This is a genomic window from Roseburia amylophila, from assembly GCF_025567465.1.
Lineage (GTDB): Bacteria > Bacillota > Clostridia > Lachnospirales > Lachnospiraceae > Roseburia_C > Roseburia_C amylophila.
This window is the reverse complement of the sequence record NZ_JAOQKI010000024.1, coordinates 16,998-41,910: the sequence shown is the minus strand read 5'-3', so window position 1 is coordinate 41,910 and position 24,913 is coordinate 16,998. Positions and strand designations below refer to the sequence as shown.

The window sequence follows — 24,913 nt, the reverse complement described above, 5'->3', positions numbered from 1 at the left end:
ATGCTGTCCTGAATGATTTTGTAATCTTTTGATTACGTTTTTCTCAAAATCTTTCAAGGTTATTTCACTGTTCAGTTATCAAGGTTCTTTATTGTATCTCTCAGACACAACTCATTTAGTGTAACATCTTATTTCTTATCTGTCAACAACTTTTTTCAAAAAAAATAATTTCTTTATTTTTGGAAAAAGCGGAGAAAGAGGGATTTGAACCCTCGCGCCGGTTGCCCGACCTACACCCTTAGCAGGGGCGCCTCTTCAGCCTCTTGAGTATTTCTCCATATCTGAACTTTCCAAATAAATATGATGTTGTCTGCGTACATGACGCATAGATAATAATACTAAAACTATTTCACTTTGTCAATCACAAATTCAAATTATTTTTCACTTATTTTTTTAAAGCATTTTAAAGCTGGATTTTCTTATATTTTTCTATTGCTGTTTCATAGAGGTTGTTGCCATCTCTGTCTATCACAACTATTACCGGGAAGTCTTTTACTTCCAGCTTGCGGATGGCTTCCGCTCCCAAATCTTCATAACAGACAATTTCTGATTTGGTAATACATTTAGAAAGAAGTGCGCCTGCCCCGCCGATTGCTGCAAAGTATACTGCTTTATTACGGATGATGGCATCTATGACTTCTTTGGAACGTTTTCCTTTTCCAATCATTGCCTTTTCACCCAAATCCAATAGGGTTGGTGCATACTTATCCATACGGGTTGCAGTGGTCGGACCTGCGGAACCGATTGGTCTTCCCTCTCTTGCCGGTGATGGTCCCATATAATAGATTGTGGAATCTAAAATGTCTATCGGAAGTTCTTCTCCTCTTTCTAAGACTTCCATCATTCTCTTGTGGGCTGCATCTCTTGCCACATAAATCGTTCCTGTTATATATACATAATCTCCTGCATGAAGCTCTGCTGTCTTTTCTTCTGTTATCGGTGTTGTAATATATTTATCCATTCTATCACCTGTTCTTTCTATAATAAATAATGATATTTACCAGCTTTTATAATAAATCTATTATAATGCCTTTTCGTAGCACCACCAGTCTTCTCCATAAAGATCCGATTCACCACATTTTGTAAAATTCAATTTCTGATAGGAACGCATTGCCCGTTCATTTGTCTTACTTACCAGAAAATGCACACCTTTCATGCCACTTTTTTTTAATTCTTCCATGGTCTTTTGAATCATAATGCGTGCCAGTCCATGATTCTGTTCTGCCTCTCTTATGACAAGACGAGCCAGCTCCGCGGATGGCTCTAACTGCTTCGACCAGCAGGTTAATGCATTTACTTCCGTATCTTCATCAATTGAAATTGCTCCGGCTATTTTATGGGCATTATCTTCTATTATAAATAATGCCTGATTTGCAAAATCTTTTGCAATGGTCTCCCGGCTTGGATATGTTTCATCCCAGGTGCAGCCTTCTGTTCCCATGGCACTCTGGTATAAAGACAGTATTTCTTCTGTATTTTCCGGATGTGCCATTTTAAAATGATATTCTTTTCCTTCTATTACAATTGCGTTCATTCTAAATCTCCCTTACCACATGTCTGTTTACATGACAGCAGATGTTCACTGCCACCGGAAGTCCTGCTATATGTGTCGGGTATGTATTGATGTTTACCTTTAAGGCTGTAGTTGTTCCGCCTAATCCGCCCGGTCCGATGCCTAACTGGTTGATTTTATCTAACATTTCTATTTCCAGATTTTTTACATAAGGTATTTCAGAATAGGAATCTACACTTCTGGTTAATGCTTTTTTTGCAAGAATCGCACATTTTTCAAAGGTGCCTCCGATTCCAACGCCTACTACCATTGGCGGGCAGGCATTTGGACCTGCATCAGCTACTGCAGTCATGATGGCATTTTTAACACCTTCGATTCCTTCTGCAGGCTTCAACATGAAAATGCGACTCATATTTTCACTGCCGAATCCTTTTGGTGCAACAGTCATTTTCACTTTATCGCCTGGCACAATGGAATAATGTATAACTGCCGGAGTATTATCTTTGGTATTTTCACGAATCAGTGGGTCTTTTACGACGGATTTCCGAAGATATCCTTCCACATATCCCTGACGCACTCCTTCATTAATGGCATCTTCTATAGCATCACCTTCGAAATGAACATCCTGTCCAACTTCAATAAATACCACTGCCATTCCGGTATCCTGACAAATCGGAATCTGCTCTTTATCTGCAATTTCAAGATTATCCTGTAACTGATTTAATATTTTCTGTCCTAGTTCAGATTCTTCCGTTGCAGCCGCATTTTTCATTGCTGCATCCATATCCCTGGATAAATAATAATTTGCTTCAATGCACATTTCTTTGATATTTTCTGTTATTTCACTTGTTTTTACTGTTCTTATCATTTCTGTCTCCTTTAATGCATCTGTACTTCCGGTAAAATCTCATCGATATCCATATAGTATTTTTTAAAATTATCCGGTCTTGTATAAATTTTTACCATATTATTTTTCATCATTCCCGCCGGATAAAAGAAAATGTTGCGGCTGTGAAATGTATGGATGCAGCCATTCATATCCTGATATCTGGCATATATCACATAAGGGCATCTGCCATTTACGTTTACATTATAATTCATATCTATATTTGAAATTTCTGCCATAATGTAATAGCCGTTATCTACAATTTTCTTTAAGCTGCTTTTATTATTGTAATGCAATATCAAAAAAATGACACCAATCAGGAAAAAGAAAAGTCCGGTTCCGCCAAAGATGAGTCCTAACATTTTAAAGGCTTCCTCTTTACCGGACTGTGTCAGAAAAAGGATTCCCATTATTAAAAAGGCAGAACCCAGCCCTGCAAATATCCATCCTATTATCATGATTGCGCTTATCCCTGTTTTTATTTTCGGTTTCATATTTTCCTACTTTCTTATATTGATTTTCTTTAATTTCTGCAAAATCTCGTTATGATGTTTTGATTTCATATCCGGGAATGCTTTCATCAGACGGCTGGATACTGCATTCTTTTTGGATAAAAGTTCATCATATTTATGACGCAGATTTTCGAGTTTTTCTATCTTTTCTGCATGCCCTTCTTTAAATTCTGCAGATTTTTCCAGTGCTTCTTCTACATTTTCATAAATATTTTCACCAATCTGGTTGGACAATACTTTAATTTTTGCTGCAATATCATCCATTACCTTTAACCTGCGGTTGAACTTCACAATAGTAGATACCGTTACTACTACGTCAATGGCAAATCCGGTCATTATAATTATAAGTAATACCACCCCCACAATATGCGGTATCAGATGAATGAATCCGTAAATAATCGGATGAATAATCAGCATAATAAAGGTACATGCCAATCCCCAGAAAATTGAAAATTTCAGACATACATATCCCATTATATTAAAGGGTTTATCCGAGTAATCCCACCATTTATTATGAAATACTTTTTCCATTACGAATCCTGTTATAAATTCCAGAACTGATGTTAATAGGAAGGAACCTAAATATAATATCAGTAAATTTTTCTTTAATGGTGTCAGTAACACAACCACGATTAATACTCCACATCCGTAAATTGGACAGTACGGTCCGTTCAAAAATCCCCTGTTTACAAAGATTCCCCTATCCAATGCTGCATATGATACTTCGCTGCACCATCCGATAAATGCATAAATAATAAAAATCCATAGTACTTCATAAAATGTCTGTGGCATCTTTAATCCCCCATTATTTTTTGAAAGGGCGAAATCATGATACAGTGATTCCGCCCTCTTTTTTATAAAGTTTTTTATTCTTCTTCGCTATCCTGCTCTGCGCGGTTAATTAATTCACCAAGCTCCTTGGATATCAGCTCTTCCTCCGATGCTGATGCATCTTCATCTTCTTCTACAATAACACCCTCTGGCTGTTTCGGCTCCGGAATATCATTTTCCATAATTGATTTATCTTCTTTTACCTTAGCCATGCTGGCTACAGTTACTCCGTCATTTACATTAATCAGTTTTACTCCGGATGTTACTCTGCCCAAAAGTGCTGTTCCATTTACCGGAATCCGAATAATGATTCCTTCTGTGGTAATCAGCATTATTTCGTTATCCTGATTTACGGCTTTGACACCGATGATATTACCGGTCTTCTCGGTAATCTTGTAGCACTTCACGCCTTTACCGCCACGGTTCTGTGGTGAGAATTCAGACATCAGGGTACATTTTCCAAGACCTTTTTCAGATACAATCATCAGTGCATCACCCTGGGTATTTAACTGCATTCCTACGACTTTGTCGCTGTCTGCTAAATTCATACCGATAACACCCATGGATACACGACCGGTGCTTCTTACATCTGTTTCATGGAAACGGATACACTGGCCATATTTGGTTACTAAGATGATATCTTTATTGTTATCTGTCTTCTTTACTTCAATCAGTTCATCATCATCACGAAGGTTAATTGCTGCAAGACCTGTCTTACGGACATTTGCATATTCGCAGATTGGTGTCTTCTTCACAATACCATTCTTGGTTGCCATAAAGAGGTATTCACCTTCTTTGTATTCCTTAATCGGAATAACTGCGGTAATTTTCTCACCCGGCTGAAGCTGAAGCAGATTGATAATTGCGGTTCCTCTGGCTGTTCTTCCTGCCTCCGGAATTTCGTATGCTTTCATACGATATACTTTTCCGCTGTTTGTAAAGAACATCAGATAATGATGTGAAGTTGTCATGAGAAGTTCTTCGATATAATCGTTCTCAATGGTCTCCATTCCCTTAATTCCTTTACCACCACGATGCTGGCTGCGGAAATTATCTACGCTCATGCGCTTGATATATCCTAATTTTGTCATGGTGATTACCGTATTGGTTACCGGAATCAGATCTTCCATGGAAATGTCATATTCGTCAAATCCAATAGATGTTCTTCTTTCGTCTCCATACTTATCTGCAATCAGAAGAATTTCTTCTCTTATAACACCAAGAAGCTTCTTCTCATCTGCAAGGATTGCCTTTAATTCTGCGATTCTTGCTACTAATTCCTTATATTCATTTTCAATTTTCTCGCGTTCCAGACCTGTCAGTGCACGCAGACGCATATCTACAATAGCCTGTGCCTGTGCATCGCTGAGTCCGAAGCGGTTCATTAATTTTTCTTTTGCTTCCGGTGTTGTCTTACTTCCACGGATAATGGAAATTACTTCATCAATATGGTCTAAGGCAATCAGTAAACCCTCTAACAGATGAGCTCTTTCTTCTGCCTTGTTTAAATCATATTTCGTTCTTCTTGTTACAACTTCCTTCTGATGCATCAGATAGTAGTTTAACATATCAAGAAGATTTAAGACTTTCGGCTGATTATTTACCAGTGCCAGCATAATAACACCAAAGGTGTCCTGTAACTGGGTATGTTTATATAACAGATTTAATACTACGTTTGGATTTACATCACGACGCAGCTCAATACAGATTCTCATACCCTGACGGTCTGATTCATCACGTAAATCTGTGATTCCGTCAATTTTCTTATCTCTTACCAGCTCTGCAATCTTTTCGATGAGTCTGGCTTTATTTACCATATATGGAAGCTCCGTCACAATAATACGGTTCTTTCCATTGTTCATCGGCTCAATATTGGTAACTGCACGGACACGAATCTTTCCACGGCCGGTACGGTATGCTTCGTTGATTCCGGTTGTACCAAGAATCATTCCACCGGTTGGAAAATCAGGTCCTTTTACAATATCTAATAACTCTTCAATATCAGTTCCACGATTCTGCTCTACTTCATTATCAATGATTTTTACTACTGCATTGATAACTTCTCTTAAGTTATGTGGCGGAATATTGGTTGCCATACCTACCGCAATACCAGTTGTACCATTTACTAAAAGATTTGGAAATCTTGATGGCAGTACAACAGGCTCTTTCTCGGTCTCATCAAAGTTTGGCATAAAATCAACGGTATCTTTATTAATATCAGCAAGCATTTCCATGGAAATCTTAGAAAGTCTTGCTTCAGTATATCGCATTGCTGCAGCTCCGTCACCGTCTACGGAACCGAAGTTACCATGACCATCTACCAATGGATATCTGGTAGACCAGTCCTGTGCCATATTTACCAATGCTCCATAGATTGAGCTGTCTCCGTGTGGGTGATATTTACCCATGGTATCTCCGACAATACGGGCACATTTTCTATGTGGCTTATCCGGACCGTTGTTCAACTCTATCATGGAAAACAATACACGTCTCTGTACCGGTTTCAGACCATCCCTTACATCCGGCAAAGCCCGGGCTGCAATTACACTCATGGCATAGTCTATATAGGATGTTTCCATCGTTTTCTTTAAGTCTACGTCATGTATCTGGTCAAATATCTTGTCATCCATCTATTCTTCCTCCTAGATATCCAGGTTCTGGACATACTTCGCATTTGCTTCAATAAAATCACGTCTTGGTTCTACTTTATCACCCATTAAGGTGTTGAATGTTACATCAATTTCAGATGCTTCTTCTTCATCCATTACAACACGACGTAAGATTCTCTTCTCAGGATCCATGGTTGTCTCCCAAAGCTGCTCGGCATCCATTTCTCCTAATCCTTTGTATCGCTGAATCTTATTATTACCGTCTCGTCCAATCTCTTTTAAGATATTGTTGAGCTGTTCATCGCTGTAGGCATACCAGACATTTTTATTTTTCTCAATCTTATAAAGTGGCGGCTGTGCCAGATATACATAGCCCTGCTTGATTAATTCCGGCATGAAACGATAAATGAAAGTAAGCATCAGGGTACTGATATGGGCACCATCCACATCGGCATCGGTCATAATAATAATCTTATGATATCTTAATTTACTGATATCAAAATCTTCATGAATACCGGTACCAAATGCAGTAATCATGGCTTTAATCTCAGCATTTCCGTAAATTTTATCAAGTCTTGCTTTCTCTACATTCAAAATCTTTCCACGAAGTGGAAGAATTGCCTGGGTTGCACGGCTTCTTGCAGTCTTTGCGGAACCGCCGGCGGAATCTCCCTCGACGATGAAAATTTCGCAGTTTTTCGGATCTTTATCAGAACAGTCTGCTAATTTTCCAGGAAGTGAAGTTCCTTCTAATGCAGTCTTTCTTCTGGTTAAATCTCTTGCTTTTCTTGCTGCCTCTCTTGCACGCTGTGCCAGAAGTGATTTTTCACAAATGGTCTTTGCAACCTGAGGATTCTGCTCTAAAAAGTATGTAAGCTGCTCACTTACTACGCTGTCTACGGCTCCTCTTGCTTCACTGTTACCAAGCTTCTGCTTGGTCTGTCCCTCAAACTGAGGCTCTTCAATCTTAATACTTACAATAGCAGTTAAACCTTCACGGATATCATCACCGGAAAGTGCCGGCTCAGAATCCTTTAAAATCTTATTCGCCCGCGCATATTCATTAAAAGTTTTGGTAAGCGCATTACGGAAACCTGCCAGATGTGTTCCACCCTCCGGCGTGATGATGTTATTGACAAAGCTGTACGTAGCTTCGTTATATGCATCGTTATGCTGCATAGCAACTTCAACAAGAACCCCGTTTTTCTCACCTTCACAATAAATAACCTCCGGATACAATGCTTCCTTGCTCTTATTTAAGTAAGTTACAAATTCCTTAATACCGCCTTCATAATGGAATACCCGTTCTTTTACAGGCTCTTCCCTGTCATCACGAAGTGTAATCCTAAGATTCTTTGTCAGGAATGCAGTCTCTCTTAAACGCTGCTTTAATGTATCAAAATCATATACGGTTTCTTCGAAAATGCTTCCGTCCGGAGAAAAGGTTACAGTAGTACCGGTTTTATTTATATCACATTTTCCGACTTCCTTCAGTGGATACATAGTATGTCCACGTTCATAACGTTGTTTATAAATCTTTCCATCGTGGAAAATCTGTACTTCCAGCCAGTTAGAAAGTGCATTTACAACGGATGCTCCTACACCATGTAATCCACCGGATACCTTATATCCTCCACCGCCGAATTTTCCGCCGGCATGCAATACAGTAAATACTACTTCTACCGCAGGAATACCTGCTTTGTGGTTAATTCCTACCGGAATTCCACGTCCATCATCTTCTACGGTAATGGAATTGTCTTTATTAATCGTAACGATAATATGGGTACAATAACCTGCCAGTGCTTCGTCGACAGAGTTATCCACAATTTCATATACCAGATGGTGAAGTCCTCTCACAGAGGTACTTCCAATATACATTCCAGGTCTCTTTCTTACTGCTTCCAAACCTTCCAAAATCTGAATTTGGTCTGCTCCGTATTCCGTACTCATCTGTATTCCTCCTATTCACGGATTATTTTACATTTCATTTTTTTCACTTACTGTTCCGCTTATGACTTCAAATATTTTATCAATCTGGAAGCGGTTTCTTACAAATTCATCCAGACCGGTACAGGTAATGACCGTCTGAATATCATGTATACTGTTAAGCAGATAATTCTGCCTGTTACTGTCCAGTTCGGAAAGCACATCATCTAAAAGAAGTACCGGTGTATCATGGATACATCTTTTCACCAGCTCTATCTCTGATAATTTCAGTGATAAAGCAGAAGTTCTCTGCTGTCCCTGGGAACCGAATTTACGGATATCGATATCTCCGATAAAAAAGGAAATATCATCTCTGTGGGGTCCCACGGAGGTACTGCAGTATTTTCTGTCCTTTTCCTTCGCCCGGTTTAATTCATCTTCAAAAAAAGCTTCTTCGATATCCGGCTCATACGTCAGCGTCAGCTGCTCCCTGCCACCGGAAATGCTTTCATGGATGCCCCGGACAATTTCATTTAATTCTTCTACAAATCTCCGGCGCCGGCTGATAATCCGCCTGCCGTAAGAAATGAGCTGCATATCCCACACGGATAACGTACTTTCCAAATCCGGATGAAATACCATATCTTTTAACAGCTTATTGCGCTGATTTAAAACTTTATTATACTTGGTTAAATCAGAAAGATAAATTTTATCCAGCTGGCAGATTTCCGAATCTAAAAATCTTCTGCGCTCGGAAGGACCATTTTTGATAATATTTAAATCCTCCGGTGAGAAAAATACCATATTCAGCACACCGAAAAGCTCACTTGCCTTGCGGATTGGCACACCATTAATGGCAATTCCCTTGGAACGGTTCTTCTTCAGATGCATATCAATCTGATAACTCATCTGATTTTTTTCTACCATAGTACGGATATGTGCCTCATTTTCACCAAAACGAATCATTTCTTTATCGCGGCTTCCCTTATGGGATTTCGTTGTTCCGCTGACATAAATGGATTCTAATATATTGGTCTTTCCCTGGGCATTGTCCCCATATAAAATATTGGTTCCACCGTCAAGATTCAGATTTAACTCTTCATAATTACGGAAATTCTTAAGTTCAATGGACTTTATTATCATTTTACAATCTTTATGGTTTCGCCCAAAGCTTCCACTACATCTCCATCATATAATTTCTTGCCACGCTGTACTTCAACTTCGCCATTTACCTTAACTTTTTCATCTAATATTACAAGCTTGGCAGTGACTCCGGAGTCTACGACTCCGGCGGCTTTTAACGCCTGTCCCAGCTTAATATATTCATCCCGCAGCTTAATTTCCTGCATGATTGCCTCTCTTCCTGCCTCTGCAAATCCTAGTTTGCAGTTGCATTAAAGTTTACCGGAAGAATCAGATAGATAAAGGTCTCATTTTCATCCCGGATAAAACATGGTGCCTTTGGATTTACCATATAAAGAGTTACTTCTTCTTCATCAATGACACGAAGGGCATCGATAAAGAATTTCGGATTGAATCCAATTAAAATATCTTTTCCATCTTTGGTAATATCAATTTCTTCATTCATGGAACCAATGAAAGAATTGATTTTTAATTCCATCTTATCATCTGTTATATTCATGATAATCGGCTTTTTATCTCCCTCTTTTACTAAAAGGGTAGCACGGTCGATACAGTCTAATAATTCACGTTTGTTAATCTTAACCTTTGTCTCATAATCAGAAGAAAGCATCTGTTCAATCTTAAAATACTCGCCTTCAATCAGACGGGAAACAACGGTGGTATTGCCAAATTCAAATACAATATGGTTGTCTGATAAATACATGCTGACATCTTCGTCAGCATTTCCCGGGAGAATCTTGCTGATTTCCTGTAAAGTCTTTCCAGGAACAACCACTTTCTTATGCTCATAATTATTTTTCAGTTCTATATTACGGATTGAAATACGGTGGCCATCCAGTGATACAACTTTTAAACTGTTCTCATTAATTTCAAATAATTCTCCTGTCATCAGCTTATTATTGTCATTATCTGCAATAGAAAAGATTGTCTGGCGGATTACTTCTTTTAAAGTAAACTGTGAAATGCTGATTTCTTCATTTCTTTCAATATATGGAATATAAGAAAAATCTTCACCGGATTTTCCAATGATATTGAATTTTGCTTTTTCACAGGTAATGGTTGTCTTAAAGGAAGAGTCTGTTTCGATTACAACTTCATTGTCAGGAAGCTTTCTTACGATATCAGAAAAAACTTTTGCATCCAATGCGATAATTCCTCTTTCTTCAATCTCTCCTTCTATTTTTGTTTCGATTCCAAGTTCCATATCATTGGCAGTTAATTTAATCTCGCCGGCAGAAGCATCTATTAAGATACATTCTAAGATAGCCATAGTAGTTCTGGTTGGTACGGCTTTGGAAACAATGTTTACACCATAAAGTAAATTTGATTTTGAACAGATGATTTTCATGTTGTTCATAACTCCTTTCGACATATATAAATATAATATTTAAAAAGAAATTAAACGTCTTATTCTTAGGGGATGTTAATAAGTGAATAACCTCTGCAACCCTTAATTCATAAGCATTTAAAAAAATTTTGTTACTGTATAACCTGTTTAAATGACTGCGGATTGTGTCTTAATAAAAAGTGAATAAATTTTTATGTAAAGTTAACATAATTAGTTATCCAAAGCCATTCCACAGCTAGTTCACAAATTATAAACAGAACCCTGTGCATAAATTAATTTGGGTTAATTTTTTTCTTAATGGTATTTAATAGATTTACGGTTGCTTCATTCGTCTGTAATTCAGCTTCTACCTTATTAATACCATGAATTACGGTAGAATGATCTCTTCCTCCTAAGAGTTCTCCAATATTTTCTAAGGAAACCCCAGTCATATTTTTGCAAAGATACATGGCAATCTGTCTCGGCTTTGCAATATCGTTGCTGCGGCTTTTAGAAATCATCTGCTCTTTTGTAATATGGAAATGTTCGCATACCACATCAATAATAAGCTGTGGAGTAATCTCCCTCGGCTTGTCCGGAGAAATAATATTCTGAAGCTCTTTCATGGCTACTTCCATGGTAATCTCAGTCTTTTCGAGATTGGAGTAGGCAAGCAGTTTATTTAAAGCACCTTCCAGTTCCCTGATATTAGACTTAATATTAGTAGCAATGTATTTTAAAATTTCATCATCTAAATGGAAATTATCCATTTCTTCTTTTCTTCGCAGAATTGCCATTCTGGTTTCATAATCCGGAGAACCGATGTCAGCAGTCAGACCGCATTCAAAACGGGAGCGGATACGTTCTTCTAATGTTTCCATATCCTTTGGCGGCTTATCAGAAGAAATAACAATCTGCTTCTTAGCAAGATAAAGCTCATTAAAGGTATGGAAAAATTCTTCCTGTGTACTTTCTTTTCCTATAATAAACTGGATATCGTCGATTAAAAGTACATCGATATTACGATATTTCTCACGGAATTTTGTCATAGCTGTATTATTGCCATTTCGGATGGCTTCAATCAGTTCATTGGTAAAAGTTTCCGAAGAAACGTATAAAATCTTCACATCTGGATTATTGGACTGGATAAAATGTGCGATGGAATGCATCAAATGCGTTTTACCAAGTCCTACGCCTCCATATAAAAAGAGTGGGTTATAGACTTCTCCCGGAGATTCTGCAACAGCCAGTGAAGCTGCATGAGCCAGTTTGTTATTATTTCCAACAACAAAAGTATCGAAGGTATAGTTTGGATTCAAACTGGATTTGTCAATACTTTCTGTATTTACGAAAGCCATCGGTTTCGGTGTACGCATGGATTTTGCCTGCTCCGGCAGTACAAATTCGATTTCGTAATCCTTTCCAATAATTTCAGCGACTGCTACTTTAATAGGAAGAGTGTATTTCTTGGTAATGTAGTTAAGCCCCATCTGCTCGTCCGGTACCAGTATGTATAAAGTATTGTCTTTGACATCAAATACCTTAAGTGGTTCTAACCAGGTTTTAAAAGAAATGTCAGTAAGTTCATGCTCTTCCTTGACAGTTCTTAAAATTTCTTCCCATTTTTCAATGATCTGTTCCATAAAAATCTCCATGTTTCTATTATTTAAGCTTTTTAAAGCTTCTCATATTTATAGCATTATATAGAATCCTACTCTTTTAATAATAAACTAAATGAGGCAAATTATCAATGAGAACTTTTAAAGGTATAGGTGATAAGCCTAATGTGAATAAAGTGGATAAAAAAGCCTTTATTTTAGCGGAAAAAGCTATTCAAAATTAAGGCAGGGTCATTTTAACAACAAGTTATCATTAAATTATCTACAGGTTATGCACAGGTTATAAACAATTGTGGATAACCTGTGCATAAAATTTTGATATATAAATTTTATGGTATGGAAGGAAGAAAATGGATACTAGATATAGATTAAAAATAGTTTCTTCCTTATATATATAGTAGTATAAAAATTAATTACCGAAAAATGCAGGTTTTACTTGACTTGACAGGTTTTTTTGTTATAATTGTACTGATGTTTTCTAGCATAGAGGAGGTGGATTATTATGCATAAAGGTAAGATGACATTTCAGCCAAAAAACAGACAGAGAAATAAAGTTCATGGTTTTCGTAAAAGAATGAGTACAGCAGGCGGAAGAAAAGTATTGGCTGCAAGAAGATTAAAAGGAAGAAAGAAATTATCAGCATAGGCCACAACTTTTGTGGTCTTTTTCTTCTTATTACAAGACTTTTTTAAGGATTGAAAAATGGACTCATTGAAGAAAAACAAAGATTTCCAGAATGTATATCGCAATGGTAAGTCTTATGCGGACAAGTATCTGGTGATGTATGTTCTGGAAAATGGTTTGGAATCGAATCGAATTGGAATCTCCGTCAGTAAAAAAGTAGGAAATAGTGTAGTAAGACATCATCTGACGAGATTATTAAGAGAAAGTTACAGACTGCACGAAGAGATGTTTCATAGTGGTTGGGACATTGTAGTCATCGTAAGGGTGTCAGCAAAAAATGAAGGTTATCACAAGTTAAAGAGTTCATTGCTGCATCTTTCGAATCTTCATGGAATTATTTAAAGATAATATCGAAAAGAAGATGGAATGATTTTGAAAAAAATTTTAATTGCAATCATTAAATTTTATAGAAAATATCTTTCACCAATGAAAACAACAAAGTGCCCTTATTGCCCGACCTGTTCTACTTATGGTCTGATTGCCGTGGAAAAGTATGGTGCAGTAAAGGGGGGAGCACTGGCTCTCTGGAGGATATTAAGATGTAATCCTTTTTCAAAAGGCGGATATGACCCGGTTCCATGATTAGGAGGTACGTTAAGTGTCAGAAATCATTTTAACTCAGTACAATGGTAAGATTCTCGGACCGATTGCGAAGGTCTTAGGATGGATTATGAATGGAATCTATTATGTGCTGAACAGTTTGTTTGGAATAGAAAATATCGGACTTTGCATCATTATCTTAACTTTGATTATTTATGCATGTCTTTTTCCATTAACCTATAAACAGCAGAAGTTTTCAAAGCTTTCACAGAAAATGAATCCAGAACTTCAAGCTATCCAGAAAAAATATAAAAACAAGAGAGACCAGGTATCCATGCAGAAGATGCAGGAAGAGACACAGATGGTTTACCAGAAATATGGTGTTTCACCGACCGGAAGCTGTATCCAGATGTTAATCCAGATGCCGATTCTGTTTGCTTTATATCGTGTATTCTTAAATGTACCGGCATATGTACCGGCTGTAAAAGAGAAGTTTTCTGTTCTTGTTACAGAGATTATGTCTATCGACGGCTTTGCAGATAAGATGACAAGCTTTGTTGATAAAATTAAAATTGCAGGATTATCTGTTGATTTTACTGCAACGGATACAAATGTTCTTCATAATTATATTGTTGATGTTTTATATAAGATGAATACTTCCGGATGGAGTGAGTTAAAAAACGTATTTGGTAATCTTACTAATCTGGATGCAACTGAGAAATCCTTAGAGAAGTTAAACTATTTCCTTGGTCTTAACATTTCAAACAGCCCATGGAATATTATGACAACAGGCTTTAAGTCAGGAGCTTATTTACTTGCAATCGGTGCATTACTGATTCCGGTTATTTCTTTTCTGACACAGAGATTAAATATTAAATTAATGCCTACCGCTTCTACCGGTGAAAATGATGCAATGGCACAGCAGATGAAAACCATGAATCTTATGATGCCGTTATTTTCATTTGTAATGTGTTTCACTGTACCGGTTGGTCTTGGTATTTACTGGATTGCCAGTGCTTTGGTTCGTAGTATCCAGCAGTGGGGTATTAACAAACGTCTTGATAAGATGGACTGGGATGCTATTATGAAAGCTAATCAGGAAAAAGCGAAAGCAAAGCGTGAAAAGAAAATGGGTCTGATTGAAAATCAGATTGCTAATGCAGCAAAGATGAGTACAAAAGCAAATGTTATTGAATCAGGTACTATGACAAAAGAAGAAAAGGAAGAAGCTTTAGAGCATGCAGCAGAGGTAAGAAGCAATGCAAAAGCAGGAAGCCTCGCCTCAAAAGCTAACAGAGTACGTGAATTCAATGAAAGAAACAATAAATAGAGGGGGTAATATACAATGGAATTTATTGAAGTTTCAGCAAAAACAGTGGATGATGCAATTACAGAGGCTTCGATTAAGCTTGGAACTACCAGTGATAAGATTGAGGTAGAAGTTATTGAGAAGGGCTCTACCGGATTTCTTGGTATCAAGAGTAAACCTGCAATCATCAAGGCAAGGAAGAAGAATGATACGGTAGATAATATCCGTGAGTTTTTGGAAAATGTATTTTCTGCTATGAATATGGAAGTTACCATTGACATTAAGAAAGCAGAAGATGATAAGGTCTATGAAGTAGAATTAAGCGGCAAAGAAATGGGACTGCTGATTGGCAAGAGAGGACAGACTTTAGATTCTCTTCAGTATCTTACAAATCTTGCTGTTAATAAACATTCGGATGGATATATCAAAGTTAAGCTTGATACCGAAGATTACCGCCAGAGAAGAAAAGATACTCTGGAAAATCTTGCAAAGAATATTGCATATAAGGTTAAGAGAACAAAACGTCCGGTATCTTTAGAGCCAATGAATCCATTTGAAAGAAGAGTGATTCATTCTGCATTGCAGGGTGACAGATATGTAGAAACCCACAGCGAGGGAGAAGAACCTTTCCGTCATGTAGTTGTTACACTAAAAAAATAATTTAAAAATTTTATAAGAAAATGATTTCATAAGAGTTATAAAATGATATAATTATACCGTTTTATAACTCTTATATATTACACAGATAATATAAGAATTCTTATATTAAGGAGATTTCTATGAAAACAGAGACTATTGCAGCAATTGCTTCCGCCATGACGAATTCAGGAATTGGAATTATCCGTATCAGTGGAGAAGATGCTTTTGATGTAATTGATAAGATATACCGGTCACAAAAAGGAAACAAGCTATTATCAAAGTGCAAGAGTCATACGATTCATTATGGCCATATTTATGATGAAGATGAAATAATAGATGAAGTAATGGTTCTTCTGATGCGGGCACCGAACAGTTATACCAGAGAAGATACAGTAGAAATTGACTGCCATGGTGGAACACTTGTGATGCGGCGTATTTTAGAAGTAGTGCTGAAAAATGGAGCAAGACCGGCAGAACCGGGAGAGTTTACCAAGCGTGCATTTTTGAATGGTCGTATTGATTTAAGCCAGGCAGAATCTGTCATGGATGTCATTTCTTCAAAAAATGATTTTGCATTGAAAAGCTCCATGCAGCAGTTAAACGGAGCTCTTACAGGGAAAATCAAAGAAATTCGTGGTAAAATCATACATGAGATTGCATTTATTGAGTCTGCTTTAGATGATCCGGAGCATATCAGTATTGATGGATATGGAGAGAATCTTCTTATTATAATAGAAAAATTGATGCAGAAGATGAATCAGATGATTGCATCTTCGGAAAATGGTAGCCTTTTAAAGGAAGGTATTAATACAGTAATCGTCGGAAAGCCGAATGCCGGAAAATCTTCTTTATTAAATGCGCTGGTAGGAAGAGAGCGGGCAATTGTAACGGATATTGCTGGAACTACCCGTGATGTATTGGAAGAGCAGATTAATTTAAATGGCATTACGCTTAATATCATGGATACCGCTGGAATCAGAAGTACTGAGGATGTGGTAGAGAAGATTGGTGTGGATAAAGCACTATCCCTTGTGGATAAAGCTGATTTTATTATCTATGTAGTGGATACTTCTACTGCATTGGATGAAAATGACGAAAAGATTATAGATGCCATCCGGGAGAAGAAAGCCATCATTTTATTGAACAAATCTGATTTAATCCAGGTAACCGGAGAAGATGAGATCAAAGAAAAATTATCCGGTGCAGATCATAAGATGATAGCTATTTCTGCAAAAGAAAATCTTGGAATTGATGTATTAGAAGAAACCATTACGGAAATGTTTTTCCATGGAACGATTTCATTTAACGATGAAGTATATATTACTAATATTAGACATAAAAACGCATTGATTCAGGCAGTAGAGAGCTTAAAGTTAGTAAAACAGAGTGTAGAAAATGGAATGCCGGAAGATTTTTATTCCATTGATCTTATGAATGCTTATGAAGAACTGGGTACTATTATCGGAGAAGCAGTAGAAGATGATCTGGTTAATGAGATTTTCAGTAAATTCTGTATGGGTAAATAATTATATTTAGATAGAAAGAAGGATAACGAAATGTCGGTAATCGAAGAGACATATGATGTGTGTGTGGTTGGAGCAGGCCATGCAGGTTGTGAAGCAGCACTTGCCTGTGCCAGAATGGGACTTGAAACCATTATATTTACAGTAAGTGTAGACAGTATTGCGATGATGCCTTGTAATCCTAACATTGGTGGAAGCTCCAAGGGACATCTGGTTCGTGAAATTGATGCTTTGGGTGGACAAATGGGAATTAATATTGATAAAACATTTATTCAGTCGAAGATGTTAAATAAATCTAAGGGTCCTGCAGTGCATTCTCTTCGTGCCCAGGCAGATAAGGCATCTTATAGTATGGAAATGCGGAAAACGCTGCAGTCTACTGAACATCTTACCATAAGACAGGCGGAAGTATCTGAAATTATCACAGAAGATAATAAGATTGCCGGCATTAAAACATTTTCCGGAGCAATTTATCACAGTAAGGCTGTTGTATTGTGTACCGGAACTTATCTTCGGGCAAGATGTCTCTATGGAGATGTGATTAATTATACAGGACCGAATGGGTTACAGCCTGCTAATCATCTTACAGATTCTTTAAAAGCCCATGGAGTAGAAATGTTCCGCTTTAAGACAGGAACTCCGGCAAGAATGGATAAGAATAGTATTGATTTCAGTAAAATGACCGAGCAGACCGGTGATGAGAGAGTAGTACCATTTTCCTTTACTACAGACCCGGAAAGTGTTCAGATAGAGCAGGCATCTTGCTGGCTTACCTATACAAATCCAAAAACTCATGAGATTATCCGTGCAAATCTCGACCGTTCACCAATCTATGCTGGAGTTATTGAAGGAACGGGTCCTAGATATTGCCCCTCCATTGAGGATAAAGTGGTAAAATTCGCCGATAAGGAAAGACATCAGGTATTTTTGGAGCCGGAAGGCTTAAATACCAATGAAATGTATGTCGGTGGAATGAGCAGTTCCCTGCCAGAGGATGTTCAATATGAAATGTATCATACGGTTCCGGGACTGGAGCATGCGAAGATTGTAAGAAATGCATATGCTATTGAGTACGACTGTATCAATCCAAACCAGTTGTTACCTACGCTGGAGTTTAAGAATATCAAGGGATTGTTCAGCGGCGGCCAGTTTAACGGAAGTTCCGGCTATGAAGAAGCTGCAGCCCAGGGTATTGTTGCTGGAATCAATGCAGCTTTATATGTAAAAGAGAAGGAACAGCTTGTATTGCATCGTTCCGAGTCCTATATCGGAGTGTTAATTGATGATCTGGTTACTAAGGAGAATCATGAGCCATATCGGATGATGACATCCCGTGCCGAGTATCGTTTATTACTGCGTCAGGATAATGCAGACCTTCGTCTTAGTAAATATGGTTATCAGGTCGGACTCATTTCTCAGGAAAGATATGACTGGGTAGTAAAAAAAGAAAAATTAATTCAGGATGAAATAAATCGGGTAGAGTCAGTAACAATCGGTGCTAAAGAGAATGTGCAGAAGCTATTAGAGAAATATGGAAGTACTCCTTTGAATACCGGAACCCGTCTTACCGAACTGATTCGCAGACCGGAACTGGATTATGAAAAACTGGCTCCAATTGATGAAGGCAGACCGGAGCTTCCGGAAGAAGTACAGGAACAGGTTAATATTAATATTAAGTATGATGGATATATCAAACGTCAGATTAAACAGGTGGAGCATTTTAAAAAATTAGAAAATAAGAAAATTCCGGATGATTTTGATTATGATGCAGTAGACAGCCTTCGTATCGAAGCAAGACAGAAGTTAAAGCTTTATCGTCCGGTTTCCATTGGACAGGCTTCAAGAATCTCCGGTGTATCACCTGCAGATATTACGATGTTGTTAGTCTATATGGAACAGGTAAAAAAATAGGAAGAAGAATGAGGATATCTTATGGCATATGATTTTACAAAAATGAGAAATATTCTATCAGATTGGAATTTAGAACTTACTGCAGAGAAAGAGCAACAGTTCCTGACTTTCTATGAAATGCTGGTAGAAAAGAATAAAGTAATGAATCTTACTGCAATCACAGAATTTGAGGATGTTGTGGAGAAACATTTTTTAGACAGTATTTCTCTTTGCCAGGTGATGGACTTAAAGAAGCCGCTTACTTTATTGGATTTGGGAACCGGAGCCGGTTTTCCTGGAATCCCACTTAAGATTATGTTTCCGGAGCTTAAGATTACTTTGGCGGATTCCTTGAATAAAAGGTTATTATTCTTAAATGAAGTTATGGAAGCACTTAATCTGAAGGATATTAAAACGGTTCATGGAAGAGCAGAGGAGCTTTCTAAAAGAAAAGATTATCGGGAATCCTTTGATTTATGTGTTTCCAGAGCAGTTGCTAATTTATCCACATTAAGTGAATATTGCCTACCATTTATCCACACAAGCGGCAAATTTATTTCTTATAAGTCTGGAGAGGTGGAAGATGAGCTGAAGGATGCAAAGAAGGCAGTTTTCGTGCTGGGCGGCGAGATAGAGGATGTAATTCACTTTACACTGCCGGATAGTGACATTAAACGTTCTTTTGTGGTAATTAATAAGGTTCATGCGACACCAAAAGCATATCCACGTAAGGCTGGAACTCCATCAAAAAACCCTTTAAAGTAAAAATTAAAATTAGATTAAACTACTGGAAACATGTTTGGTTCCTTCTTTTCTATCATAATTTTTCTCGCTAGTTGCGTAAACTACGAGAAACACGCTTTGCGAGTTTCTCGAGTTATCGCGGTGCTCGCCAAATCTGCATGCAAGCATGCGATTTTTCTCGCTACTCGCGTAAATAAAAAGGATAACAAATTTTTGTTTGTTATCCTTTAAAGATTTATACGTTGTTTTCAATGACTGGTTTTATTATTGTAAGAACATTAAAACAATATCTTTAAATTTATCCGGCGTTTCAAGCTGGGGAAGATATCTGGAATTGGAAATGTAGGTTGCTTCAATATTCTTATTTAAGTGAAGATATTTTTCTGTAATAGCTACGGCATTATTTCTTTCTCTACTGGAAATGATGTAGAGATTGTCTGCTTTTTTCACAGCATTGGTGATATCAATATTGACATAATTTCCTTTGGTGCTGGCAAGCAGATATTTTCCGGCACTGTTTCCTTTGTGTGCAGATTCAAAGTAAGTATCTTCTAATTTGGATGAAAGGAATGTTTTCTTGAAGATATATTTACTTTCAATGTAATTGAGGATTCTCTTGTGATGCATAATCAGGTTATAGATAAAGGTACCAAGAATTGGAATCTCTAAAATAGTTTTGGCAGCCTTTGTCTCTTTCGTAGGCATTTCCTTGATGATATTGATGTCAGATGGATTAACCAGAATAATTTTTTTAAAGTTATCCGGCTCCATTGTCTGTGCCATAATGACAAAAGAAGAAGAAATACCAGTTACGACTATATTTGCCGCTTCTTTTACAATGTCGTGGATAAAATTATTAATTAATTGTACGTATAGGAAGTTGGTATAGGTAATACCCGGTTTTTCAGAACGACCGCAGCCAAGCAGGTCGATCGTGTAGACGGTATGTTTCTTTTCCAGACGGTGTACAATCTTACTCCATTCTTTGGAGGAAGAAGCAGGATTCAGTTCATGAATCAGAATAACCGGAGTTCCTTTACCGGAAACAGTATAGAAGATGTCACCATTTTTCCAGTGATATATATTTCCTTCTTCGGTAGTTAAAAGATTTTTTTGTCCTGCAGTATAATCTACAATTCGATTTATAATATACATGCCGGTAACAGCAGTAGTAGTGATGCCGATTACTTTTTTCAGATTCCTGTTCATCGTAATTCCTCCCTAAAGTTTATGATACTTTTATTATAAACAAAAATATGCTGCTTTACAATTAAAATCATAGAATAAGACTTTTCAGATAGAAAAAAATAGTTTACAATTATTATGTATACCACATAAGAACATATGTTCTAGGAGGGGCTATGATTAGAGAATATCTGGAGAAAATTCAGAAGGAACTGATAGATCAAAAGAGAGAGACAGAAAAGAAAATTATTTCTTTAGAAAATACAGAAAAAGAAAATATAAAATTTATTGAACTTCTGGATGAAATAAATGATCCAAATTATGAAGCGTTTACTCCAAGAACAGTGAATGCCCGTAATAAGGAAAAAATTAATGAGCTGAAAGTACAGCAGAAAAATATTATCAAAGAAAAGTCTGAATTACAGAACAAGTTATATGATGTACAACGTCGTTTGGAAGAGTGTCAATCTATTATTCAATGTGAGAGGGAAAAGGAGACAATTGCCCAGCAATATCAGGAAGAAGATAATGCAGAATATAAGATTCAGTTATTAGAAGCACAGGAAATGGAGCGACAGCGCATTGCAAGAGATTTACATGATTCTACAGTACAGGATCTTACCAGTATGCTTCATAAGATAGAACTTTCTATGCGTGTAATGGATATGGATTCGCAGCGTTGTAAAATGGAATTATCAAATGTACTTGATAATATTCGCAATGTGATAAGCAATACAAGAAAAATGATATATAACCTCAGACCAATGTCAGTAGATGATATAGGAATAGATGTAACACTGAAACATGCTATTGCAAAAATAGAGCAGGAGTGGAACCGGAAGATAGAATATATTATAATAGGAAAACCGTTTCACGTGAAACCTGTTGTTGCATTGTCTTTATTAAGAATTATGCAGGAGGCATGTACGAATGCATTGAAGTATGCTGATGCAAAAGAAATATGTGTTGTATTAGAATATACTGAAAATGATATTTCACTTGTAATTGAAGATGATGGTATTGGATTTAATACAAAAAAGAAAGTTGCAAAAACAAAAAATTCCGGTTTTGGTTTATCTATTATGAAAGAAAGAGTTCATCTTTTATCAGGTGAGATTCAGATAAAAAGTGAAGAAGGAAAGGGTACTACAATAAGTATTCGTGTACCAAACTTTGTCGAGGAGGAAGAAAATGAGTAAAGTGAAAGATAAAATAGAAATAATCATAGCAGATGATCATATGATGATTCGGGAAGGCTTGAAACAATTACTGGAACTGGATGGTACGATGAAAGTAATTGCAGAGGCAAATGATGGTGAAGAATGTCTGAATTTATTAAATAAGAAGATTCATCCAGATATACTTTTATTAGATATAAATATGCCTAAGAAAAATGGCATTGAAGTATTAGAATATATTAAACAGAATAAAATTCCAGTAAAGGTATTGATATTAACAGTACATAATGAAGTCGAATATTTATTGAAAGCTGTTGATATCGGCATTGATGGATATTTATTAAAGGATTCCAGTTATGATGAATTAAAAGAAGCAATTGATGTTATTATTTCTGGAAATACTTATATTCAACCAAGTCTTCTTCCTGCATTAAATGAAAGTATGGAAGATTATGCTTTAGATAAAGAAAAAATAGAATGGCTGACTAAAAGAGAGCTAGATGTACTTCGATTAATTTCAAAAGGATGTAGCAATAAGAAAATATCTGATGAGTTGACAATCAGTGAACGAACAGTAAAAAATCATATTTCCCATATATTTAGAAAAATAGATGTGGAAGATAGAACACAGGCTGCTGTATTCGCTATTCGAAATAAGATAAGTTAGAATAAATAGTAATTGATATACAACAAAATAGAGGTATTTTGATAAAATGTTTCACGTGAAACATTAGTAAAAAAACGTCCGTGAAACATAAAATAGATACAAGATTTAGTATGAATAAAAAAATAAGTCTACTATATTATGAAAGGAAATGTTTCATGTTTCACGTGAAACATTTTTTTTGTTCTACAGGAAATTGTTTTCCTGTAAAGCAAAAAACGCTCCGCAAGAATGAACACTGCGGCGTATAAGGTAGATATTGCAAGCGACCGCCGCAGGCGCGAGAATGTGCCAAGGTATATTCTTTGTTCAAATTTATGCAAGAAAAACAAAAGTAAAAACAGAGAAAATAATAGAAAAAATTACTTTCATTTCTACATGGATTTACTGGAAATGAAAGTGTTATAGTGTTATAATAAAACAAGTTCGGTACAGAGAAAATAATAGAAAACTGAAATTTATGTTTCAATGATGAAAGAGACAGAAAGGAAAATAATATGGGAAGAATAATAGCAATAGCAAATCAGAAAGGCGGAGTTGGTAAAACCACAACGTCTATTAATTTGTCATCATGTCTGGCAGAAGCCGGAAAAAAAATATTGGCAATAGATTTGGATCCGCAGGGAAATACTACCAGTGGATTGGGAGTTGATAAAGATGATTTAGAAAATACTGTTTACGAATTAATGCTGGATGAATGTACAATTCGTGAAAGTATTCATAAAACAGAGATTGAAAATCTGACTTTGATTCCATCTAATGTAAACTTGTCCGGAGCAGAGATTGAACTTTTGGGAATCAATGATAAAGAGTATATTTTAAAAAATGCAGTAGATTATATCCGGGACGATTATGATTTTATTATTATTGATTGTCCGCCATCTTTGAATATGCTGACAGTAAATGCTATGACAACAGCAGATACCGTATTGGTTCCAATTCAGTGTGAGTATTATGCATTGGAAGGAATCAGCCAGTTGATTCACACCATTGACCTGGTACAGGAAAGACTGAATCCAGATTTGAAGATGGAAGGAGTTGTATTTACTATGTATGATTCCAGAACAAATCTTTCTAATGAAGTAGTAGATAATGTAAAAAATAATTTACATACAACAATTTATAAAACAATCATTCCAAGAAATGTAAGATTAGCAGAAGCACCAAGTCACGGCCTTCCAATTAATCTATACGACAGCAGGTCAGCGGGAGCAGAAAGCTACAGACTTCTTGCAAAAGAAGTAATCGACAGGGAGGATATCTAAATGGCAACAAGAAAAGGTGGATTGGGAAAAGGTTTGGATTCATTGATTGCAGATAAAGTTGGAACATCCAATGAGAAGACAGATGCAAAAAATGAAGTTATGGTAAATATCAATAAAGTAGAACCAAATAAAGAACAGCCGAGAAAGAATTTTGATGAAGATGCATTATTAGAATTATCAGAGTCTATCAAACAGTTTGGTGTCTTGCAGCCACTTCTGGTAGTAGACCGGAAAGACTACTACGAAATCATTGCCGGTGAGCGAAGATGGAGAGCAGCAAAGATGGCAGGATTAAAGAAAGTTCCTGTAATCATCAAAGATTTAACTGAACAGGAAATCGTAGAGATTTCACTGATTGAGAATATCCAGAGAGAAAACTTAAATCCAATTGAAGAGGCAATTGCATATAAACGCCTTTTAAATGAATTCAATCTGAAACAGGATGAAGTTGCGGAGAGAGTATCAAAGAGCAGAACTGCAGTTACTAATTCCATGCGGCTTTTAAAACTTTGTGATAAAGTGCAGCAGATGGTAATTGACGATATGATTTCTACCGGGCATGCGAGAGCTTTACTTGGAATCACTGATGAAGAAAAACAGTATACACTTGCACAGAAAATCTTCGATGAGAAAATCAGTGTAAGAGATACTGAAAAGCTGGTAAAGAAAATGCAGAAACAGAAGAATGCACCTGCAAAAGAGGTGAATCCGGAAAAGAAAAAACTGGATGCTGTTTACCAGGAAGCAGAAGAAAAAATGAAAACAATACTTGGAACAAAGGTTATCATTAATCAGAGGGATTCTATGAAGGGAAAAATTGAAATCGAATATTATTCCCCGGATGAATTAACAAGAATATATGAATTAATCGAAAGTATTAAAAAATAGAACATTTGTTTGTAATTAAGAGAAGAGGATAACAACA

Annotated in this window: 24 protein-coding genes and 1 tRNA gene; 12 read left to right on the top strand and 13 right to left on the bottom strand. The window is 36.6% G+C overall.

The window, feature by feature from the left end; all coding sequences use genetic code 11:
* Positions 1 to 189: 189 nt before the first annotated feature.
* The 12 genes from OCV43_RS12580 to dnaA form a co-directional block, all read right to left on the bottom strand.
* Positions 190 to 277 (bottom strand) — tRNA-Ser (locus tag OCV43_RS12580).
* A gap of 126 nt (positions 278 to 403) precedes the next feature.
* Positions 404 to 961, bottom strand: a complete 558-nt coding sequence (locus OCV43_RS12575; protein ID WP_117842284.1) for a Fe-S-containing hydro-lyase — start codon at positions 959 to 961, stop codon at positions 404 to 406.
* A 60-nt stretch (positions 962 to 1,021) separates the two neighbouring features.
* On the bottom strand, positions 1,022 to 1,534 hold the full coding sequence (locus tag OCV43_RS12570) for a GNAT family N-acetyltransferase (RefSeq protein WP_262624251.1): 513 nt from the start codon (positions 1,532 to 1,534) through the stop codon (positions 1,022 to 1,024).
* A gap of 1 nt (position 1,535) precedes the next feature.
* Positions 1,536 to 2,381 carry a fumarate hydratase gene (locus tag OCV43_RS12565; RefSeq protein WP_262624250.1) on the bottom strand — a complete coding sequence of 282 codons (846 nt, stop codon included), beginning with the start codon at positions 2,379 to 2,381 and terminating at the stop codon, positions 1,536 to 1,538.
* 11 nt (positions 2,382 to 2,392) lie between these two features.
* Positions 2,393 to 2,893 carry a hypothetical protein gene (locus OCV43_RS12560; protein WP_262624249.1) on the bottom strand — a complete coding sequence of 167 codons (501 nt, stop codon included), beginning with the start codon at positions 2,891 to 2,893 and terminating at the stop codon, positions 2,393 to 2,395.
* 6 nt (positions 2,894 to 2,899) lie between these two features.
* Positions 2,900 to 3,703, bottom strand: a complete 804-nt coding sequence (locus tag OCV43_RS12555) for a putative ABC transporter permease (protein ID WP_118057781.1) — start codon at positions 3,701 to 3,703, stop codon at positions 2,900 to 2,902.
* A gap of 74 nt (positions 3,704 to 3,777) precedes the next feature.
* Positions 3,778 to 6,372 carry a DNA gyrase subunit A gene (gene gyrA / locus OCV43_RS12550; RefSeq protein ID WP_227701574.1) on the bottom strand — a complete coding sequence of 865 codons (2,595 nt, stop codon included), beginning with the start codon at positions 6,370 to 6,372 and terminating at the stop codon, positions 3,778 to 3,780.
* Between the two features lie 12 nt (positions 6,373 to 6,384).
* Positions 6,385 to 8,301 carry a DNA topoisomerase (ATP-hydrolyzing) subunit B gene (gene gyrB, locus OCV43_RS12545; RefSeq protein ID WP_117947860.1) on the bottom strand — a complete coding sequence of 639 codons (1,917 nt, stop codon included), beginning with the start codon at positions 8,299 to 8,301 and terminating at the stop codon, positions 6,385 to 6,387.
* Positions 8,302 to 8,328: 27 nt separating this feature from the next.
* Positions 8,329 to 9,420 (bottom strand): DNA replication/repair protein RecF, encoded by a 1,092-nt coding sequence (recF, locus tag OCV43_RS12540; RefSeq protein WP_262624248.1) that lies wholly within the window; start codon positions 9,418 to 9,420, stop codon positions 8,329 to 8,331.
* Positions 9,417 to 9,626: an RNA-binding S4 domain-containing protein gene (locus tag OCV43_RS12535; RefSeq protein ID WP_022242292.1), complete on the bottom strand. Its 210-nt coding sequence runs from the start codon at positions 9,624 to 9,626 to the stop codon at positions 9,417 to 9,419. Before OCV43_RS12535 ends, recF begins: the two co-directional genes overlap by 4 nt.
* 29 nt (positions 9,627 to 9,655) lie before the next feature.
* Positions 9,656 to 10,768, bottom strand: a complete 1,113-nt coding sequence (dnaN, locus tag OCV43_RS12530) for a DNA polymerase III subunit beta (protein ID WP_262624247.1) — start codon at positions 10,766 to 10,768, stop codon at positions 9,656 to 9,658.
* 272 nt (positions 10,769 to 11,040) lie between these two features.
* Complete coding sequence (gene dnaA / locus OCV43_RS12525) at positions 11,041 to 12,390, bottom strand: chromosomal replication initiator protein DnaA (protein ID WP_262624246.1); 1,350 nt, start codon at positions 12,388 to 12,390, stop codon at positions 11,041 to 11,043.
* Positions 12,391 to 12,868: 478 nt separating this feature from the next.
* On the opposite strand from dnaA, the gene rpmH reads away from it, so the two are divergent.
* The 8 genes from rpmH to rsmG all read left to right on the top strand — a co-directional run bounded on the left by rpmH (position 12,869) and on the right by rsmG (position 19,717).
* Positions 12,869 to 13,012: a 50S ribosomal protein L34 gene (rpmH, locus tag OCV43_RS12520; RefSeq protein ID WP_022242295.1), complete on the top strand. Its 144-nt coding sequence runs from the start codon at positions 12,869 to 12,871 to the stop codon at positions 13,010 to 13,012.
* Between the two features lie 57 nt (positions 13,013 to 13,069).
* Positions 13,070 to 13,393, top strand: a complete 324-nt coding sequence (gene rnpA, locus OCV43_RS12515) for a ribonuclease P protein component (RefSeq protein WP_022242296.1) — start codon at positions 13,070 to 13,072, stop codon at positions 13,391 to 13,393.
* A 24-nt stretch (positions 13,394 to 13,417) separates the two neighbouring features.
* Positions 13,418 to 13,633 carry a membrane protein insertion efficiency factor YidD gene (gene yidD, locus OCV43_RS12510; RefSeq protein WP_022242297.1) on the top strand — a complete coding sequence of 72 codons (216 nt, stop codon included), beginning with the start codon at positions 13,418 to 13,420 and terminating at the stop codon, positions 13,631 to 13,633.
* A gap of 16 nt (positions 13,634 to 13,649) precedes the next feature.
* Positions 13,650 to 14,921, top strand: a complete 1,272-nt coding sequence (locus tag OCV43_RS12505; RefSeq protein ID WP_197420872.1) for a YidC/Oxa1 family membrane protein insertase — start codon at positions 13,650 to 13,652, stop codon at positions 14,919 to 14,921.
* Positions 14,922 to 14,936: 15 nt separating this feature from the next.
* Positions 14,937 to 15,560 (top strand): RNA-binding cell elongation regulator Jag/EloR, encoded by a 624-nt coding sequence (gene jag, locus OCV43_RS12500; protein ID WP_022242299.1) that lies wholly within the window; start codon positions 14,937 to 14,939, stop codon positions 15,558 to 15,560.
* A 119-nt stretch (positions 15,561 to 15,679) separates the two neighbouring features.
* Entirely contained in the window at positions 15,680 to 17,065 is a 1,386-nt protein-coding gene (gene mnmE / locus OCV43_RS12495) for a tRNA uridine-5-carboxymethylaminomethyl(34) synthesis GTPase MnmE (protein ID WP_262624245.1), read from the top strand.
* Between the two features lie 30 nt (positions 17,066 to 17,095).
* Positions 17,096 to 18,973, top strand: a complete 1,878-nt coding sequence (mnmG, locus tag OCV43_RS12490) for a tRNA uridine-5-carboxymethylaminomethyl(34) synthesis enzyme MnmG (RefSeq protein WP_118173657.1) — start codon at positions 17,096 to 17,098, stop codon at positions 18,971 to 18,973.
* 21 nt (positions 18,974 to 18,994) lie between these two features.
* The gene (gene rsmG, locus OCV43_RS12485) at positions 18,995 to 19,717 is read left to right on the top strand and encodes a 16S rRNA (guanine(527)-N(7))-methyltransferase RsmG (protein ID WP_262624243.1); all 723 of its coding nucleotides are present in this window, start codon (positions 18,995 to 18,997) and stop codon (positions 19,715 to 19,717) included.
* Positions 19,718 to 19,960: 243 nt separating this feature from the next.
* On the opposite strand, the gene OCV43_RS12480 is transcribed toward rsmG, so the two are convergent.
* Positions 19,961 to 20,905, bottom strand: coding sequence for an alpha/beta fold hydrolase (locus OCV43_RS12480; RefSeq protein ID WP_262624242.1), 945 nt, complete (start codon positions 20,903 to 20,905; stop codon positions 19,961 to 19,963).
* A 152-nt stretch (positions 20,906 to 21,057) separates the two neighbouring features.
* Between OCV43_RS12480 and OCV43_RS12475 the strand changes: the two genes are divergently transcribed.
* The 4 genes from OCV43_RS12475 (at position 21,058) to OCV43_RS12460 (ending at position 24,876) form a co-directional block, all read left to right on the top strand.
* On the top strand, positions 21,058 to 22,080 hold the full coding sequence (locus tag OCV43_RS12475) for a sensor histidine kinase (RefSeq protein WP_022242304.1): 1,023 nt from the start codon (positions 21,058 to 21,060) through the stop codon (positions 22,078 to 22,080).
* Positions 22,073 to 22,726 carry a response regulator gene (locus OCV43_RS12470; protein ID WP_262624241.1) on the top strand — a complete coding sequence of 218 codons (654 nt, stop codon included), beginning with the start codon at positions 22,073 to 22,075 and terminating at the stop codon, positions 22,724 to 22,726. Before OCV43_RS12475 ends, OCV43_RS12470 begins: the two co-directional genes overlap by 8 nt.
* A gap of 494 nt (positions 22,727 to 23,220) precedes the next feature.
* Positions 23,221 to 23,988 (top strand): ParA family protein, encoded by a 768-nt coding sequence (locus tag OCV43_RS12465; protein WP_022242306.1) that lies wholly within the window; start codon positions 23,221 to 23,223, stop codon positions 23,986 to 23,988.
* Positions 23,989 to 24,876, top strand: coding sequence for a ParB/RepB/Spo0J family partition protein (locus tag OCV43_RS12460; protein ID WP_262624240.1), 888 nt, complete (start codon positions 23,989 to 23,991; stop codon positions 24,874 to 24,876).
* Positions 24,877 to 24,913 lie beyond the last annotated feature (37 nt).